Source organism: Microbacterium sp. B35-30, assembly GCF_010634855.1.
In the GTDB taxonomy this organism is placed as follows: domain Bacteria; phylum Actinomycetota; class Actinomycetes; order Actinomycetales; family Microbacteriaceae; genus Microbacterium.
The window spans coordinates 1-16,118 of the sequence record NZ_MWLQ01000018.1; the positions used below are offsets into that span (position 1 = coordinate 1).

At 70.2% G+C, this 16,118-nt stretch carries 15 protein-coding genes; 10 read left to right on the forward strand and 5 right to left on the reverse strand.

What is annotated here, in order from left to right; translation table 11 throughout:
• Positions 1–46: 46 nt before the first annotated feature.
• The 3 genes from B2K11_RS10005 to B2K11_RS10015 all read right to left on the reverse strand — a co-directional run bounded on the left by B2K11_RS10005 (position 47) and on the right by B2K11_RS10015 (position 1,959).
• The gene (locus B2K11_RS10005; RefSeq protein WP_163618139.1) at positions 47–760 is read right to left on the reverse strand and encodes an alpha/beta hydrolase; all 714 of its coding nucleotides are present in this window, start codon (positions 758–760) and stop codon (positions 47–49) included.
• Between the two features lie 102 nt (positions 761–862).
• Positions 863–1,444 carry a GNAT family N-acetyltransferase gene (locus B2K11_RS10010; RefSeq protein WP_163618140.1) on the reverse strand — a complete coding sequence of 194 codons (582 nt, stop codon included), beginning with the start codon at positions 1,442–1,444 and terminating at the stop codon, positions 863–865.
• Positions 1,441–1,959, reverse strand: coding sequence for a hypothetical protein (locus B2K11_RS10015; protein ID WP_163618141.1), 519 nt, complete (start codon positions 1,957–1,959; stop codon positions 1,441–1,443). Before B2K11_RS10015 ends, B2K11_RS10010 begins: the two co-directional genes overlap by 4 nt.
• A 234-nt stretch (positions 1,960–2,193) precedes the next feature.
• Between B2K11_RS10015 and B2K11_RS10020 the strand changes: the two genes are divergently transcribed.
• Positions 2,194–2,805, forward strand: coding sequence for a TetR/AcrR family transcriptional regulator (locus B2K11_RS10020; RefSeq protein ID WP_163618142.1), 612 nt, complete (start codon positions 2,194–2,196; stop codon positions 2,803–2,805).
• 180 nt (positions 2,806–2,985) lie between these two features.
• Complete coding sequence (locus tag B2K11_RS10025; RefSeq protein WP_163618143.1) at positions 2,986–4,365, forward strand: MFS transporter; 1,380 nt, start codon at positions 2,986–2,988, stop codon at positions 4,363–4,365.
• A 31-nt stretch (positions 4,366–4,396) separates the two neighbouring features.
• Here the strand turns inward: B2K11_RS10025 and B2K11_RS10030 are convergent, their stop codons facing one another.
• Positions 4,397–5,392, reverse strand: a complete 996-nt coding sequence (locus B2K11_RS10030; RefSeq protein WP_163618144.1) for an NADP-dependent oxidoreductase — start codon at positions 5,390–5,392, stop codon at positions 4,397–4,399.
• Positions 5,393–5,534: 142 nt separating this feature from the next.
• Between B2K11_RS10030 and B2K11_RS10035 the strand changes: the two genes are divergently transcribed.
• From B2K11_RS10035 to B2K11_RS10065, 7 genes are all read left to right on the forward strand, one after another.
• Positions 5,535–6,677 carry a 3-oxoacyl-[acyl-carrier-protein] synthase III C-terminal domain-containing protein gene (locus tag B2K11_RS10035; RefSeq protein ID WP_163618145.1) on the forward strand — a complete coding sequence of 381 codons (1,143 nt, stop codon included), beginning with the start codon at positions 5,535–5,537 and terminating at the stop codon, positions 6,675–6,677.
• Positions 6,674–7,372, forward strand: coding sequence for an iron-containing redox enzyme family protein (locus B2K11_RS10040; protein WP_163618146.1), 699 nt, complete (start codon positions 6,674–6,676; stop codon positions 7,370–7,372). Before B2K11_RS10035 ends, B2K11_RS10040 begins: the two co-directional genes overlap by 4 nt.
• A 1-nt stretch (position 7,373) precedes the next feature.
• The gene (locus tag B2K11_RS10045; RefSeq protein WP_163618147.1) at positions 7,374–8,225 is read left to right on the forward strand and encodes a hypothetical protein; all 852 of its coding nucleotides are present in this window, start codon (positions 7,374–7,376) and stop codon (positions 8,223–8,225) included.
• A gap of 103 nt (positions 8,226–8,328) precedes the next feature.
• The gene (locus tag B2K11_RS10050) at positions 8,329–8,676 is read left to right on the forward strand and encodes a UBP-type zinc finger domain-containing protein (RefSeq protein WP_163618148.1); all 348 of its coding nucleotides are present in this window, start codon (positions 8,329–8,331) and stop codon (positions 8,674–8,676) included.
• Positions 8,673–10,334 carry a cyclic nucleotide-binding domain-containing thioredoxin-disulfide reductase gene (locus B2K11_RS10055; protein ID WP_163618149.1) on the forward strand — a complete coding sequence of 554 codons (1,662 nt, stop codon included), beginning with the start codon at positions 8,673–8,675 and terminating at the stop codon, positions 10,332–10,334. Before B2K11_RS10050 ends, B2K11_RS10055 begins: the two co-directional genes overlap by 4 nt.
• Before the next feature lie 155 nt (positions 10,335–10,489).
• Positions 10,490–13,114, forward strand: coding sequence for a S8 family serine peptidase (locus B2K11_RS10060; RefSeq protein WP_163618150.1), 2,625 nt, complete (start codon positions 10,490–10,492; stop codon positions 13,112–13,114).
• 254 nt (positions 13,115–13,368) lie between these two features.
• The gene (locus B2K11_RS10065; protein ID WP_163618151.1) at positions 13,369–14,232 is read left to right on the forward strand and encodes an EamA family transporter; all 864 of its coding nucleotides are present in this window, start codon (positions 13,369–13,371) and stop codon (positions 14,230–14,232) included.
• A gap of 6 nt (positions 14,233–14,238) precedes the next feature.
• Here B2K11_RS10065 and B2K11_RS10070 read toward each other — a convergent pair whose 3' ends face one another.
• Complete coding sequence (locus B2K11_RS10070; RefSeq protein ID WP_163618152.1) at positions 14,239–14,991, reverse strand: GntR family transcriptional regulator; 753 nt, start codon at positions 14,989–14,991, stop codon at positions 14,239–14,241.
• A gap of 173 nt (positions 14,992–15,164) precedes the next feature.
• Here B2K11_RS10070 and B2K11_RS10075 point away from each other — a divergent pair, with 173 nt between their 5' ends.
• Positions 15,165–16,094, forward strand: a complete 930-nt coding sequence (locus B2K11_RS10075; protein WP_163618153.1) for a phosphate/phosphite/phosphonate ABC transporter substrate-binding protein — start codon at positions 15,165–15,167, stop codon at positions 16,092–16,094.
• Positions 16,095–16,118 lie beyond the last annotated feature (24 nt).

Here is a 16,118-nt window from a genome sequence, read left to right on the forward strand (position 1 = left end):
GCTGACGGCGGGATCCGCCGGGGCGGATCCCGCCGTCACGTGCGGCTCAGGACAGGTGGGCGAGCGCGTCCTGGATCAGGTCGGCGACGGCGTCGGGGTTCGAGACCATCACCGAGTGGGACGCTCCCTCGATCTCCACGGTCTTGAGCGAACCGGCGCGGTCGGCCATGAAGCGAAGTCCTTCGGCGGGGATGTTCTTGTCGCCAGTGCCGAAGACGAACCACGACGGGAGGGTCTTCCACGCCGGCGTCTCGGCGGGCTGCGGCTCGCCGAGGGCGAAGTCGCGGATGGCGCGCTGGGTCGCCGCGGCGATCTTGGCGTCCTCGAGCGGAACATCGCCCGCGAACTGGTTCGGGAACAGCTCGCGGTCGACGATCAGGTCGTTCGTGCCGTCGCCCAGCGGGTACGCGCGGACGGTCTCGCCCAGCGTGCTGCCCGGGAACTGGCCGGTCAGACCGAGGGCGGTCTCGCCGTGGTCCGGGGCGAACGCGGCGACGTAGACGAGACCCGCGGCCGCGTCGCTGCCGACGGCGGCTTCCGTGATGACGGCGCCACCGTACGAGTGGCCGACGAGCAGCACAGGGCCGCCGATCGACTCGACGGCGCTGCGCACGTTCGCGGCGTCGGTCGTGACGCTGCGCAGCGGGTTCGGGGTCGCGATCGCGTTGACGCCGCGGCTCTGCAGGGTGGCGATGACGCCGCTCCAGCTGGCCGATTCGGCGAACGCTCCGTGGACGAGGACGACGGTGGGTGCACTCATGATTGCTCCTTCTTGTCAGCGACTACCGATCCTCCCACCGCTGATCGCACCCGCGGACCCGCTTCGCGATCCCGCTCGGCGTCCGTCCCGGTGACGCGGCCGTCAGAAGCGGTGGCGCAGCAGCTGCATGTCGGTGGTGCCGGGCTCCAGACCCTCGTCGATGAAGCCGGCGCGTTCGGCGACATGGCGTGCGACGGCGTTCGCCGGGCGGGTGCGCACCACGACGTCGGTGCCCGGCGCGAGGAGGGGCGCCAGCGCCAACGACTGCTCCACGACGATGCGCGCCAGTCCTCGCCCCTGTGCCGCCGGCGCGAAGCGATAGTAGACATTGAGCACCGGCAGGCCATCCAGGGTGTGATGCCGGATGCCGCCGAGACCGGCGAATACCCGGGCGCCGTCGGCGATGTCGGCGCCGCGCACGCCATCCGGCCAGTCCGCAGCTGGGAGGAGTACCGCCCAGTAGCCGAACCCGTGCTCCGCCCAGTGGTCGAGTATCGGCACCAGGAACCGCGCGGACTGCTCGACGTCGGCGTGGGTCTCCTGCGGGTCGTAGCGGTAGACGGCAGGGTCGCCGTGGGCGGCGAAAACGCCCGCGGCGTCGGCTTCGCGCGGCCGGCGCAGCAGCACTCCGGCGTGGGTGGTGATCCGCAGCACCCTCCGGCGCGCTGCCTCGGCGGTCGTCATGCGGTGAGGGTGACGATGCCGACGAGGACCGCGACCACGACGTCGAGCACCGCGCAGAAGCGCGCGAGCGCATGGTCGACGACGCGTCCGGTGCGATGGTGGTGAACGTCCCACGCTGCGTGGCCGAGCAGTGCGGCCGCGACCAGCAGGCCGCCGACGGTCGGCTCGAGCCGCAGGGCCAGCACGGCGGTCGCGCCGAGCACGAGCATCGCCGCTGTCTGCAACGGCAGTGCCCACCAGGGATGGGCGCGGCGGGAGGCGGGTCCTCCGACGACCAGCACTCCGGCCAGCACCAGCAGCCACGGCATGGCATCCAGATCTGCGAACTTGTCCAGCGAGATGAGAGCGAACGCGATGCCGAAGGCCACCCACGCCGCCCACCGCCGTTGCGTGGCGGCTGCAGCGAGATAGACGAGACCGGATGCCGCGACCACCGGGGCGACATCGCGGCCATCAGTCAGCCCGTATGCGGTGGCGGCGGCCACCAGCACCGCGAGTGCGATGGGCCATGCCACCTGCCACCACCCACCACCTGCACGTCGGGGTGGCTGTGCACGGTCGGGCGATTCATGCGTGAGGACGGCATCCATCTCGAATCCTCTTTTTCTTGAACACCAGTATACGAGTTATTAAACTGTACGCCAGTGTTCGAGTTATTGGAAGCCTTTCCCAGCCACCCCGGTGAACGACCCTATGGCGACGCGCCAGCAGGCTAAAGTGCACGTGACTGTCTGATTTAGGAGGGGATCGTGGCCGCAGCGGGAGCGAAGGTCGCTGAACCTGCGGGTGCGTCCTCCCCGGATCGGACGAAGCGGGCGGACGCCGTGCGCAACATCGAGGCGATCATCGCCGCCGCCACGAGGCTCCTCGCCGTCGACCCCGACGCGAGCATCAACGACATCGCCAAGGCTGCGAACGTCGGACGGGTGACGCTCTACGGTCACTTCGACTCTCGGTCCACCCTCATCCGCGAGGTCGTGGACCGCGCGATCGCGCAGACCGAGGAGGCGCTGGCGGGTCTCGACCTCGACGGCGACCCTCGCGAAGCTCTCGGTCGCCTGCTCGAGGCCACCTGGCATCTGACCCATCGGTTCGGTGCCGTCGTCGTCGCGGCGTCTCAAGCACTGCCCCCCGAGCAGATCCGCCGTGCCCACGACGAGCCCGCGGTCCGCGTGCGGGCACTGCTCGAGCGCGGACGCGACGCCGGCGAGTTCCGCCCCGACATGCCCATCGACTGGCAGATCAGTGTCATTCAGGCGATCCTGCACGGGGCGTCGGCAGCCGTTCATCGCGGCGAGATCACCGCCGAGGAGGCGCCCGCTCTGGTGCGCGACACGAGCCTGGCCGCGCTCGCCGTCTGATCCGATCCATCGGCTCGCGCCCGGCGGCCCCGAATGGGGTCGCCGCGGTCTGCCATGCTCGGCGCGCCGAGCGCGAGGTGCCTGCCCTGCTTGAGGCAGCGCACAGCGCCTCTTGTCGAACACGTGTGTACGGTTTACCGTACTCATACAATGCTGTTCGATTTATGAAGGGTTGTCGTCGTGCACACCTCAGATTCCGCGGCCGCGAAGGCCCTCCCCGCCGCCGATCCGTCCCGCTGGCGCATCCTCGCCCTGCTGGGCGTGGCGCAGCTGATGCTGATCGTCGACGTCACGGTCGTCGCGATCGCGCTGCCCGACATGCAGGCCGATCTCGGGCTGGACCGGACTACCGTCGCATGGGTCGCGAGCATCTACGCCCTCGTCTTCGGTGGCTTGATGCTGCTCGGTGGCAAGGCCGCCGACATCCTCGGTCCGCGCCGCGTGGTGCTGGCAGGCCTGGCGGTGTTCGTCGCCGCCTCGCTGCTCGCCGGACTGGCGGGCAGTGGTGAGATGCTGCTGCTCGCCCGCGCGCTCCAGGGCGTGGGAGCGGCGGCGATGTCGCCCGCGGCACTGTCGGTGATCGTGCGGACGTTCGCAGGTGCGGAGCTGACCCGCGCCCTGGGCGTGTGGTCTGCCCTCGGCGGCGCGGGCGCCGCGATCGGCGTGCTGCTCGGTGGCCTGCTGACCGCCGGGCCGGGCTGGCCGTGGGTGTTCTTCGTCAATGTGCCCGTCGGCATCCTGCTGTTCATCGGTCTGGTGAGGTCGGTCCGACCGCTGCCGGGATCGGGCGGCCGCCTCGACGTGGTCGGCGCGGCGCTGGTGACGGCCGCGACGGGCGCCGCGGTGTACGGCCTCGCCACGGCCGGCGACGAGGGCTGGTTGAGCGCCTCCACCCTGATCGCGACCGGCGCCGCGCTGGTGGGATACGCGACCTTCGCATGGCGGATCCGCACCGTCGCAGCCCCGCTCATCGAACCGGCGATGCTCAGGCGAGGACCGGTGCTGCGCGGGCTGGGGCTGATCTTCGTCGCGGCCGCCCTGATGATCTCGGTCTTCTTCCTCGGCTCGTTCTCGCTCCAGCACCTCCATGGATTCAGCGCGCTGGAGACCGGGCTGTCGTTCCTGCCTGTCGCCGCAGGCACCATCCTCGGTGCCACGCTCGGCGGCCGCATCATCCCACGGTGGGGCGTGCGGACGGTCTCGGTGACGGGGCTGCTCATCACCGCCGCAGGACTCGCGGCAGCGGCGGGGTTCTTCTCCATGACGGTGCTGATCGTCGGCACCAGCGTGGCGGGCTTCGGTGTGGGCGCGGTGTTCGTCGCGGCGTCGGGCAGCATGTTCTCCGCTGTCGAGCCGGCCGAAGCCGGTGTCGCGTCGGGCGCGCTGAGCACCTTCCACGAGTTCGGTGCTGCCGCGGGGGTTTCCGCCGTGTCGAGCGTGGCGGCGGCGGCCCTCGTGGCTCCCGGGTTCGCCGCCTTCGCTTCGGGCTATTGGTTCATGGCGGCCGTGGCGCTCCTGGCCGGCCTGGTGTCGCTGCTGTGGCCACGACGGGCGGGCTGACGGATGCCGCAGCAAGCGCCGACCAGGGCAGCTACGGCATGCTCACCACCGTCTTCCCGCGTGAGCCGCCCGCCGCGACGAGGCGGAGCGCCTCGGCCGTCTGGTCGAAGGGAAGAACTCGCCCCACCACCGGCCGCAGCACGCCCTCGTCGACCAGTCGGGTGATGTCGCGCAGCTGCTCGCCGCTGGCGTGCATGAACAGGAACTCGTAGCCGACGCCGAGCTTTCGCGCTTGCCTGCGCACCTTCCGGCTGAGCCCGCGGATCGCCAGCCGCACGAGAGGGTTGAGTCCGGCATCCCGCGCGAACTGCGGGTCGGGAGGCCCCGCGATGCCGATGGCTCGTCCGCCGGGCTTCAGGATGCGCAGCGACCTCTCCAGGTTCTCGCCCCCGACCCCGTCGAGCACGAGGTCGAAGCCGCTGAGCTGCGGCACGAAGTCCTCGGACCGGTAGTCGATGACGATGTCGGCGCCGAGATCGCGCACGAATTGTGCATTCGCGGCGCCGACGGTGGTGGCGACGGTCGCGCCCAGGTGCTTGGCGAGCTGGATCGCGATGGACCCGACCCCGCCGGCGCCGCCGTGCACGAGCACCTTCTGTCCGGGTTGCAGCCGACCGCGCTCCACCAGAGCCTGCCACGCCGTCAGCGCCACGAGCGGCAGTGAGGCCGCCGCCTCGATGTCCACGGAGACCGGGGTGATCGCGAGGTCGGCTTCGTTCACCGCGATGCGCTCGGCGAACGTGCCGATGTGATCGTCGTCCGCGCGGCCGTAGACCGCGTCGCCGGGCTTGAGGCCCCGCACGTCGGCGCCGACCCTGATCACCGTTCCCGCGACATCGTGGCCAAGGATGAGCGGAAACGCGTGCGGCAGGATCTGCCGGAACTCCCCGAGCCGGATCTTCTCATCGAGGACGTTGACCCCGGCGGCGCGCACGCGGACGAGCACGTCGGAGCGCCCGACGTGCGGTTCCGGCGCCTCGATCTGCTCGAGCGGACCCTTGTATGCAGAAACGGCGAACGCCTTCATATCTCTGTCGTGCTCCTCTTCGTCAGCGAGGCGATGCGGTCGACCTCGATATCACCAACTATACTCAATAATGAGCGTACTCGGTAATTGTGGGTGCGAAGGCGAACGAGGCAGGAGGGTCGCTGGCCCTAGTGTCATCACCATGGGCGCAACGGCGACTGCCTACCTCACCGGCTTCGGCCGGTATCTGCCTGGTCCGCCCGTCGACAACGACGGCATCGCGGCCCGGCTCGGCGGCGACGATCCCGTCACGGCGCGCATCCGGCGCCGCATCCTGGAATCGAACGGCATCCGTCAGCGGCACTACGCGCTCGACGAGCACGGCGACCCGACCGAGCTGAACGAGGAGCTCGCCGTGAAGGCCCTCCTTGCGGCGCTCGACGATCGCGGGATCGATGCGAGCGACCTCCGCATGCTGGCGTGCGCGACGACGATGGGCGACGTCCTCGTGCCCGGGTTCGCCTCGATGGTGCACGGTCGCCTCGGCGGCGGGCCGATGCAGCTGCTGTCGGCGTCGGGCGTGTGCGCGTCGAGCCTCGCCGCGCTCGATGCGGCCGTCAGCAAGATCCGGCTCGGTGACCATCCGCGGGCCGCCGTCGTCGGCTCGGAGCTGCCGAGCCGGAGCCTCCGGCAGCGGCGCTACGACGGCATCCGCGCCGGCATGGACTCCCACTTCCTCCGATGGATGCTGTCGGACGGCGCCGGCGCCGTCATCGTGGAGTTCCAGCCGCACCCCGACAAGCCCTCGCTGCGGGTCGACTGGGTGCGGCACGTCTCCCTGGCCCACGAGTACGACGTGTGCATGCGCGCCGGGATGGTCGGCCCCGAGCCGGTCGTGGGCGGCACCTGGCAGGACGTCGGCATCGCCGACGCCGAGGCCGCCGGGATGTTCCTGCTTCGTCAGGACGTGGGGATGCTCGATGACCTGGCGGATGCCGGCATCCGGCAGTTCGAGCAGCTCGTCGACATCGGGCTCGTCGACGTGCGGCACCTCGACCACGTCATCTGCCACTACAGCACCAACATGTTCCGCGACGTCGCGTTCGAGGCGCTGCGCCGCCGCATCCCCACGCTCGACACCGACCGCTGGTTCTCGAACCTCGAGACCCGCGGCAACACCGGATCGGCGAGCATCTTCATCGCCCTCGAAGAGGCGTGGCACTCCGGTCGGTTCGCGCCCGGCGAGACGGTGCTGCTCGCGGTGCCCGAGTCGGGACGATTCTCGTTCGCCTTCGCCCACCTCACGGTGGTCGCCCCACCGGATCAGCAAGGAGCATCGACATGAGCACCACTACGACTGCGGCCACCGAGGCGACGCCTGCGGGCGCCGCAACGCTGTTCGAACGGCTCGCCGACGTCTGGGTAGAGCTCGAGGAGCGTCTCGATGCCGTGCCGCTCCTCGCGCGGCTCGCCGAAGGGGCGGTGACGGTCGACGACTACCGGCGGCTGCTCTTCAATCTGCGCCAGCAGGTGGTCGACGGGTCGCCGTGGATCTCTCGCGCCGCCGCCAGCTTCGACATCGACCACTTCGAGCTGCGCTCCGCCGCGATCCGCCATGCCGAGGAGGAGCACCGCGACTACCTCATGATCGAGCGCGACTACGTCGCCATCGGCGGCTCACTCGACGAGTTGCGCGCCGGACGGAAGAACGTCGGCTCGGAGGCGCTCTCTGGGTACATGTTCCACTACGCCGCCCGGCCGAATCCCGTCGGGCTGCTGGGGGCGATGTTCATCATCGAAGGGCTCGGTGCGAAGCGCGCCGCCGGGTGGGCGGCCCGCTTCCAGGAGGTGCTCGGGCTCGCCGACAATCAGGTGCATTTCATGCGCTACCACCACGATGCCGACGCCGAGCACACCGGGAATCTCGAGGCCATCCTGACCTCGGGTGCGATCGACGACCGGGCGGCCGATGAGATCGTCCGCTGCGCGCAGGTGGTCGCCCGGCTCTACGCGCTGCAGCTCGAGGAACTGGATCGCTGACGTGCCGGAGTTCGTGCGATCCGACCCCAGCATGTGGGAGGCGATCTACGCCGATCCGTCGGTGCCGCTCGACCGCGCGCTGGTGCGGCAGATCATCGACGACCAGCGGCGGCTGTCACGACGCTGGCTCTATCCGGTCGCGCGCGTGCTCTCCCGCGTGCTCGTCGCACTCGTCTCGATCGTCAAACGCGTGCTGCCCTTCCGCTGGATGCCGCTGCGGACCATGGACACCCTGTGCGTCTGGTTCCTCCGCAGGTTCGTGTCGCCGGATGCGGTGGAGCTGCTCATCCGGCACTTCGTGATCGAGACGAATCTGGTCAACTTCATCATCCGGAACACCTCGGCCGAGATGGAGCCGGTGACGCTGCGGCCCGAGACGCTCGCGGGACTGGGCGACTCGGCGGTGGTGGAGCATGACGTCAACGTCTACGACGTGCTCATCGCCTTGGACGGCATCCCGCTGACCCGGCCCGAGCACCTCGACTTCGCGCGGCTCGACGTCCCGCCCCTGGACGCCGAACGGCGGCGCCGCCGCCTGCTCAACCTCGACATCCAGACCGCGCTGTGCTTCATGAACATCCCGTTCTCGATGGCGCTCACCGTCGAGGAGTACCGCCGCGCGGTGCACTCCATCCGGTTCGACGACTCGTTCCTGGAGATCCTCGCGCTGGTGTGCGACGACGAGACGTTCCGGCATTGGAAGCTCGCCGGTATGAGCCTCTGGATGGACTCGAACGTCGACGTGCCGCGCATGGTCTACCGCCACGCGCTGGTCTGCGAGTACGCCCACGCGCGGCTCGTGAAGCTCGCCGGTGGCGCCTACCCGCGCGACACGGCGGCCGCGTTCGACTGACTCCGGAGCTTCGGGGCACCGGCGGCATCGCGGATCTCCGCCGCGCACCTCGCGGGGGCGTTAGCATCGCACCGTTGGAACGCGCCGGACGAGAGGCAGGCGGATGAGCCTGGATGAGATCGACCCCATCGTGCCGCCTTCGGGCGAGGGCTGCGCCGACTGCGACGCGGTCGGCGGCTGGTGGGTGCACCTGCGGCGGTGCGCCGTGTGCGGACAGGTCGGATGCTGCGACACATCGCCGGCGCAGCATGCGACGGCGCACTTCCACACCAGCGGCCACCGCTACGTGCGCAGCTTCGAGCCGGGCGAGAGCTGGTTCTGGGACTATGTCGACGCGGACTACGTGGACGGTCCGGAGCTCGCGCCGCCCGTGGCCCGACCGGACTCGCAGCCGTCGCCGGGTCCGGCGGGCAGGCTGCCGGCCGACTGGCGGGAGTTGATCCACCGATGAGCGCGCACGAGATCTCGCCGGCGAAGCAGCGAGAGATCGAACGGATGACGAAGCCGGTGCTGTCGGAGGCGCAGTGGCAGCGGCTGCTGACGTTCGGCGAGCCGCATGATGTCGCGGAGGGCGAGTACCTCTTCCGGGCCGGTGATCTCGACTACGACCTGATCCTGGTCGACACCGGCGAGGTCGAGATCGTGCGTGTCGCTTTCGGCTGGGTCGACGAGACGCCGGTCGGCACGATGGGTCCGCGCAGCTTCGTCGGCGAGCTGGGGCTGCTCAACGGGCAGGGGGCGTTCCTTTCGGCCCGCGCCTCTCGCGCCGGCCGGATGCTGCGCGTCAGCCGGGCGCGCCTGCGCCTGCTGATGGCCGAGGACGACGAGCTCTGCGACATCGTCCTGCACGCGCTGTGGGCCCGGCGCGAGATGCTCCGTCGCGGACCGGCCGCGCTCACGCTCAAGCTCGTCGGCCCGCGGTCGTCGCGCGACTTCCTCGCCCTGCGCAGATTCGCGGAGCGGCTCGACCTCGTCCACACGGCGGTCGAGCTCGTCCCGGGCGACCTCGGCGTTCTCGGCGAGCACGGGATCACCCTCGACGACCTTCCCGTCGCGTTCATCCAGGGTGAGCCCATGCCCCGCGCGACGCCGGGCACGGTCGCCGAGCGCCTGGGGCTGAGCTATCAGGCGCGCGCCGACGAGGTCGTGGATCTCGTCGTGGTGGGTGGCGGGCCGGCCGGGCTGGCCGCGGCGATCTACGGCGCGTCCGAGGGTCTCGACACGGTGCTGCTGGATGCCGTCGCCCCGGGCGGGCAGGCCGCGGCGACGTCGAGGATCGAGAACTTCCTGGGGTTCCCGTTCGGGGTCAGCGGCGGCGACCTGATCGGCCAGGCCTCGCTGCAGGCGCTGAAGTTCGGGGTGCGCGTCTATGCGCCCTGCGAGGCGGTCGACCTGCGCCCCGTCGGGGACGACATCGACATCGCCCTCACCGATGGGCGCCTCATCCGCACGCGCACCGTGATCGTCACCTCCGGCGCCGCGTATCGCACCCTCGATCTGGAGCGGTGGAACGAGTTCGAGGGCGCCGGCATCTTCTACGCCGCGACGCCGCTGGAGCTCCGCCAGGTGCTGGAGTCGCCGGTCGTCGTCGTGGGCGGCGCCAATTCCGCCGGCCAGGCGTCGCTGTATCTGGCGGCGAACGGATGCCCCGTGCACCTGGTGGTGCGCGGCTCCGACCTCGGCAGTCGGATGTCGTCGTACCTCGTGGACCGCCTGCTCGAAGACCCGCGGATCGACGTCCACACCGGCTCGCGCGTCGTGGGTCTCGGCGGGGAATCCGCGCTCGAGCGCGTGAGCATCGACTCCGTCGGGGATGTCGCGGCGCGCGGGCTCTTCTGCTTCATCGGCGCCGAACCCGCCACGTCATGGCTCGCCGAGCTCGACCGCGACCCCGACGGGTTCCTGCGCACCGGCACAGACGTGTCGGTCCAGGCGCTCCAGCGCTGGCAGGGCCTCGGGAGGGAGCCGCTGCCGTTCGAGACGTCCGTGCCTCGGATCTTCGCGGCGGGCGACGTGCGCCGCGGCTCGATGAAGCGCGTCGCCGCGGCGGTCGGCGAGGGCTCCAGCGCCGTCGCGTCGGTGCACCGCGCGCTCGCCGACTTCCGCTGAGCCGAGCCAGGTCGGTCGCGCCGGCGTCGCCGACGCGTGCCCTCCTCCGGTCCGGCCGGGTATCACCGGGGTCGCCCTGCCCTCCTCTGCGGTGGTGGAGGTACCACCGGGCGTGCGCCCGGAACCGCGTGCGCCGACTGATGGGGGGAACCATCATGAGGTCCAGGATCGTCTCGATACTCGCTGCCTGTGCGGTGACGCTCGGTGTGCTGGCGCTCGCGCCACCCGCGAACGCCGCCCCGCCGGATCGGGTGCGCGTCATCGTCCAGCTCGACCACAAGGCGTCGGCGGACCAGGTCGTGCGAGGAGTCGCCGGGGGAGCGACCGATGTGAAGAAGACGGCGACGATGCCGTACGTGATCATGGAGGTGCCGGAGCCGGCGCTGAAAGGACTGCGGCACAACCCGCACGTCGTCGGCGTGGTGGAGGACTTCGCGGATCCGCCGGCACTGGCCAACACGCTGGCAGTCGTGAACGGCGATGACGTGCAGGCGCTCGGCTTCACGGGCGCCGGTGCCACCGTCGCGATCCTCGACACCGGCATCGACGCCGATCATCCGTTCTTCGGGTCGCGCATCGTCGCCCAACACTGCTTCTCGGACCCCGACGACGACGACGGAGACGGCGACGAGGCGAGCCTCTGCCCCGACGGCACGACCGAGGACACTTCCGCCGACATCGACAGCGACAACAACGCGACCTGTGTGAACGGCGGCGGCAACATCTGCGACCACGGCACGCACGTCGCGGGCATCGCGGCGGGCAGCTCGGCCGACGACGCCGGGGGCTCGCCTCCGGGCAACGGCGTCGCACCGGACGCGCAGATCATCGCCGTGCAGGTGTTCACGCGGGTCAACGTCGCGAGCGACTGCGCACCCAACCCGGCACCCTGCGTGCTGTCCTTCGTCTCGGACCAGATCCAGGGACTCGACTGGGTGCGCGGCCAGGCGGCCGCCAACCCGGCGTGGAACGTCGTGGCGAGCAACATGAGCCTCGGCGGCGGCAACAACTCGTCCGCCTGCGACGGCGACACCCGCAAGGCAGCGATCGACAGCAACCTGGCTGCCGGCATCGCGACCGTCATCGCCTCCGGGAACAACTCGTTCCTCAACGCGGTGGGCGCGCCCGGCTGCATCTCGACGGCGTTCACCGTCGGCCGCACGAACGACGATGACACGACGACGAACTCGGGCAACCGCGGTCCGCTCCTCGATGTCATGGCTCCGGGCTCGTCGATCGACTCCTCGATCGACGACGACGTGTACGGCAGCAAGAGCGGCACATCCATGTCGACGCCGTTCGTCGCCGGTGCGCTGGCGGTGCTGCGGTCGGCTTACCCGTCGCGACCGATCGGGAACCTGCTGGCCGACATCACGTCGACCGGTGTGCCGATCACGTACACCACGAACGCTGCCGGGACGACGACGAACACGACGCCGCGCCTCGACCTGTTCGGTGCGCTGCAGTCGGCGAACGCGGCCCCCGTGGTCACCGCGGATGCCGCGGCGGTCATGGTCGACGAGGGGTCGCAGGCGACGAACTCCGGAACGGCGACGGATGCCGACGGCATCATCACCGAACTCACCGCGAGCATCGGCACGGTGACGCCCTCCGGTTCGACGTGGTCGTGGTCGTACACGCCCCCGGACGGACCCGTCGACGCGACGGTGACCATCACCGCGACGGACGACAAGGGTGAAACGGGAGAGACCTCGTTCTCGCTGCACGTCGACAACGTCGCTCCGGCGGTCGTGGTCGACACGGTCACCGCAGCGGACGAGAACGACGTCGTGACGCTCGCCGCGCACTTCGCCGACCCGGGTGTGAACGACACGCACACGGCCAGCGTCGATTGGGGCGACGGCACCGTGACGGCCGCCACCGTGACCGGCACATCGGTCGAGGCGACGCATGTCTACGGCGACGACGGCTCGTTCCCGGTCACGCTCACCGTGACCGACAACGACGGCGGCGCGGGCTCCGACGCGGGCACCGCGACGGTGTCCAACGTCGCCCCGACGGCCGAGATCACCGGACCGCCGACGACGTCGTGGAACGGGCAGGACATCGTGTTCGGCACCGCCGGCGACCCGGTGGCCTTCGAGGCGCGGGGCACCGACCCGGGCAGCGACGACCTCGTGTTCGCGTGGGACTACGGTGACGGCGCGACGGCCAGTCACACGAGCCTGGTGAACCCGCCGGCCGTCGACGCAGACCCGAGCCCGAGCATCCAGCCTCGGGACGTGTCGGATGCCGCACCGCACACGTACGCGATCGCGTGCGCTGCGACGACCGGCGTCGAGGTGTCGGACGACGACGGGGGCTCGGCATCCGACGATGTCCAGGTCGTGATCCTCGGCACCAGCACCGATGCCGGAACGCTGGGCGTGTGGCAGACCGACTATCGCGACAAGCGCAGCGCGCTGCACACGGTGGACGAGAAGCTGTGCCTGCTCTCGGTCGTGCGGGTGCTGAGCGCCGTGTTCGACGAGAAGGTGCCGCTGACGACCATCCCGGAGGCGGTGTCGGCGCTGTGGCCGAAGCAGACGAAGAACGCGGAGAACCAGTTCGACGCGCATCTGCTGTCGCTGTGGCTCAACGTCGCCGACGGCTCGATCGCGCTGAGCGATCCGGTCGACACCGACGGGAACGGCACGGCCGACTCCACGGTCGGCGCCGTGATCCAGGCCGGTGAGGCCGAGCGCACGGCGGCGAACCCGTCGCAGAGCGCGCTCACCTCGTTCAAGAACCTGTACGAGGCGATCAACGCGGCCGCCTGAGCCGCGACGCGGGGCCCGGCCGGAAGGCCGGGCCCTCACGTGCCTCGAGGTGTCTCGCAGCCCGCCGCCGCCGCTGCGGACACCCGCCGGGAGCCTGCTACGGTGATCGTGATAGCGCCTAGGGTTCCGGAGTCTCGGCTCGCCTGGTCCGAGCGGCGCCACGATCCGCCGCCCGTGCGGCGGGTCGTCATCTGACAGGACAAAAGCCCGGAGGACCCTGTTCGTCGCGCCCGCGGCGAGCGGAAGGGTCCCGCGTGTCCACTCTCGCCATCCTGCTCGTCCTCGCCGCCGCCGTCGCCCACGCGTCGTGGAACGTGATCGCGCACGGAGCCAGCCGCTCCGGCCTGCCGTTCCTGTGGGCCGGGTCGGTCGCGAGCACCCTGCTGTGGCTGCCGGTGGTGCCGCTGACCGGAGGGATCGGCGCCGGCGACCTGCAGGGGTTCGCGATCGGCGTGGCCGTGTCGGCCGCACTGCACGTGGCGTACATGCTCGTGCTGCAGCGGGGCTACGCCGTCGGCAACCTCTCCACCGTCTACGCGACCGCACGGGGGAGCGGTCCGCTGATCACCGTGGTGATCGCGGTCGCGGTGCTGGGCGAACGCCCGTCGCCGATCGCGCTCGTCGGCGTCGCCGCGATCATCGTGGGCGTGATCGGCATCGGCTTCATCGATCGCGGCAGCTCGACGCACGCCGGACGGTTCGATCCCGCCCTCATGTTCGGGCTCCTCACCGGCGCGGCGATCGCCGCCTACACGCTGTGGGATGCCCAGGCGCTGCGCACCTGGAGCATCTCGCCGGTCGCCTTCATGGTCGGCTGCACCGCCCTCGAGGTCCCGCTGTTCACCGCGCTGCTCGGCCGACGTCTTCCCGAAGGCCTGCGGACGCTGCGACGGGACTGGCGGCGACTGCTGGTGTTCGGCATCCTGTCTCCGCTGTCGTACATCCTGGTGCTCGCGGCCGTCACGATCGCGCCGGTGTCCATCGTCGCCCCGATGCGCGAGGTGAGCGTGGTGCTGGTCAGCCTGTTCGGCGCGTTCGTGCTGCGCGAGGCGCGCCCGGGTGCGCGCTTGGTCGCGTCGGCCGTGGTCGTGGCCGGGATCGCGCTGCTCGCTGTGTGAGACCGATCAGGCGCTGCCGAGCGGGCGCACGTATGCGTCGCCCTGGCGCGAGCGCCCGGAGGCCGACACCGTGAACCGCACCACATCGCTCAAGTAGCGGTCGTCGGATGCCTCGAACGTGCGTCCGGCGGCATCCCGCGTGACGCGCCGAAGGCGCAGGACGGGGGAACCGAGCGGCACCTCGAGCAGGCGGCTGTCGGTCTCGTCCGCCGCGATCGCATCGATCTCGTGGTCCACATCGGCCGAGCCCGTGCCGTGCTCCTCGAGGTACTCGGTGATCGACACGGTGTCGAGGTCGACGCCGAACAGCACCCGCCCGACGGGCTCGATGTAGGTGAGGCGCTCGAGCATGGTCAGGCGGCCGTCGAGCAATCGCAGGCGCAGCACGTCGACGACGAGGTCACCCTCGGTGATCCCGAGGAGCGCCGCCTTCTCGGCATCCGCTCGCCGAAGGCTCACCTCCTGCGTGCGCGCACCGGGAACCGCCCCGATGTCGCGCGCCCACCGTGTGAAGGGGATGGAGACGTCGACGGCCTGGTGCGCCTTGCGTGCGGTGACGCGAGCCGGTCGCCCTCGGGTGGTCTCGATGAGCCCCTCATGGCGCAGGGTGGCGAGAGCGTTGCGGATCGGCCCGCGCGAGGTGTTCCAGCGCTGTGCCAGCTCGGCCTCGGTCGGCACATCGTCGCCGGGAGCGAGCCGCCCGCTGACGATGAGTCCGCGCAGGTCGTCTGCGATCAGCTTGTATACCGTGTCTGCCACATGGGAATACTACTCAGGGTCGCGGTTCCCAAGAGGGCGTGGCACCAAGTGTTCTCCTCGCGTCGAGTTAGGTGAACAACCTTTGAACATTGCCTACGTAGGTACATTTCTCGAATGCCGGGGTGCGAGAGTTCTGGAGGTTCTTCATCCCTCCCCTCACCCGAAAGGCTGTCATGAACCTCCGTGCAAAGAACGCGTCGATCGCACTCGCCGGCGCCGCACTCCTCGCTCTCGGTCTGTCCGCGTGCTCCGGCACCGCCGGTGCCACCACTGAAGAAGACAGCGCCACGACCGCCGGCTACGCGGTCGACGCCGAGACCCTCGTCTTCGGGGTCGTGCCCGACTCGGCCGACACCGAGACCAACTACCAGCCGCTCATGGACTACATCGCGCAGGAGACCGGCAAGACCGTGGAATACCACGAGTCCACCGATTACGCCGCGCTCATCGAAGCGGCCATCGCCGGCAAGATCGACGTCGCCTCGTTCTCGGGCTTCACCTACGTGACGGCGACCAACAACGGCGCCGAGCTCACCCCGATCTCGTCCATCGTCACCGAAGAGGGCCAGGAGCCCGGGTACTTCTCGCAGGCGATCGTGCCGACGGCCAGCGACATCCAGTCCCTCGCCGACTTCGCCGGCAAGAAGGTCTGCTTCGTCGACCCGTCGTCGACCTCGGGCTACCTGTTCCCGTCGTACAACCTCCTCGAGGAGGGCATCGACCCCGAGACCGACGTCACGCCGGTGTTCGCGGGCAAGCACGACGTGAGCGTGCAGAAGACCGGTGAAGGTGTCGAGTGCGAGGCCGGCTTCGCGGAGGACAGCGAGGTCGAGAAGTCCGACAAGGTGCGCGTCATCGAGGAGACCATGGTGCCCGGTGCGCCGCTGGTGTACTCCAACACGCTGCCGGACGACGTGAAGGACCAGCTGGTCGGCATCCTCGCCGAGGTCACGATCGACGACATCATCGCCAGCGGCGTCGACAGCGCCGACTCGGACGGGTTCCGGAGCGTCTTCTTCGAGACCAAGCCGGTCGACGACGCGTACTACGACCTGATCCGCGACATCTGCGAGAAGACCGACGCCACCCAGTGTCAGGGCTGACCTCCACCCGCTGATTCACGCTGA

Bases quoted from the DNA above. Each gene is read 5' to 3' on its own strand.
- B2K11_RS10050 (WP_163618148.1), top strand. From the start codon at position 8,329: ATGAGCCTGGATGAGATCGACCCCATCGTGCCGCCTTCGGGCGAGGGC.
- B2K11_RS10030 (WP_163618144.1), bottom strand. From the start codon at position 5,392: ATGAAGGCGTTCGCCGTTTCTGCATACAAGGGTCCGCTCGAGCAGATC.
- B2K11_RS10005 (WP_163618139.1), bottom strand. From the start codon at position 760: ATGAGTGCACCCACCGTCGTCCTCGTCCACGGAGCGTTCGCCGAATCG.
- B2K11_RS10035 (WP_163618145.1), top strand. From the start codon at position 5,535: ATGGGCGCAACGGCGACTGCCTACCTCACCGGCTTCGGCCGGTATCTG.
- B2K11_RS10075 (WP_163618153.1), top strand. From the start codon at position 15,165: ATGAACCTCCGTGCAAAGAACGCGTCGATCGCACTCGCCGGCGCCGCA.
- B2K11_RS10040 (WP_163618146.1), top strand. From the start codon at position 6,674: ATGAGCACCACTACGACTGCGGCCACCGAGGCGACGCCTGCGGGCGCC.
- B2K11_RS10010 (WP_163618140.1), bottom strand. From the start codon at position 1,444: ATGACGACCGCCGAGGCAGCGCGCCGGAGGGTGCTGCGGATCACCACC.
- B2K11_RS10060 (WP_163618150.1), top strand. From the start codon at position 10,490: ATGAGGTCCAGGATCGTCTCGATACTCGCTGCCTGTGCGGTGACGCTC.
- B2K11_RS10055 (WP_163618149.1), top strand. From the start codon at position 8,673: ATGAGCGCGCACGAGATCTCGCCGGCGAAGCAGCGAGAGATCGAACGG.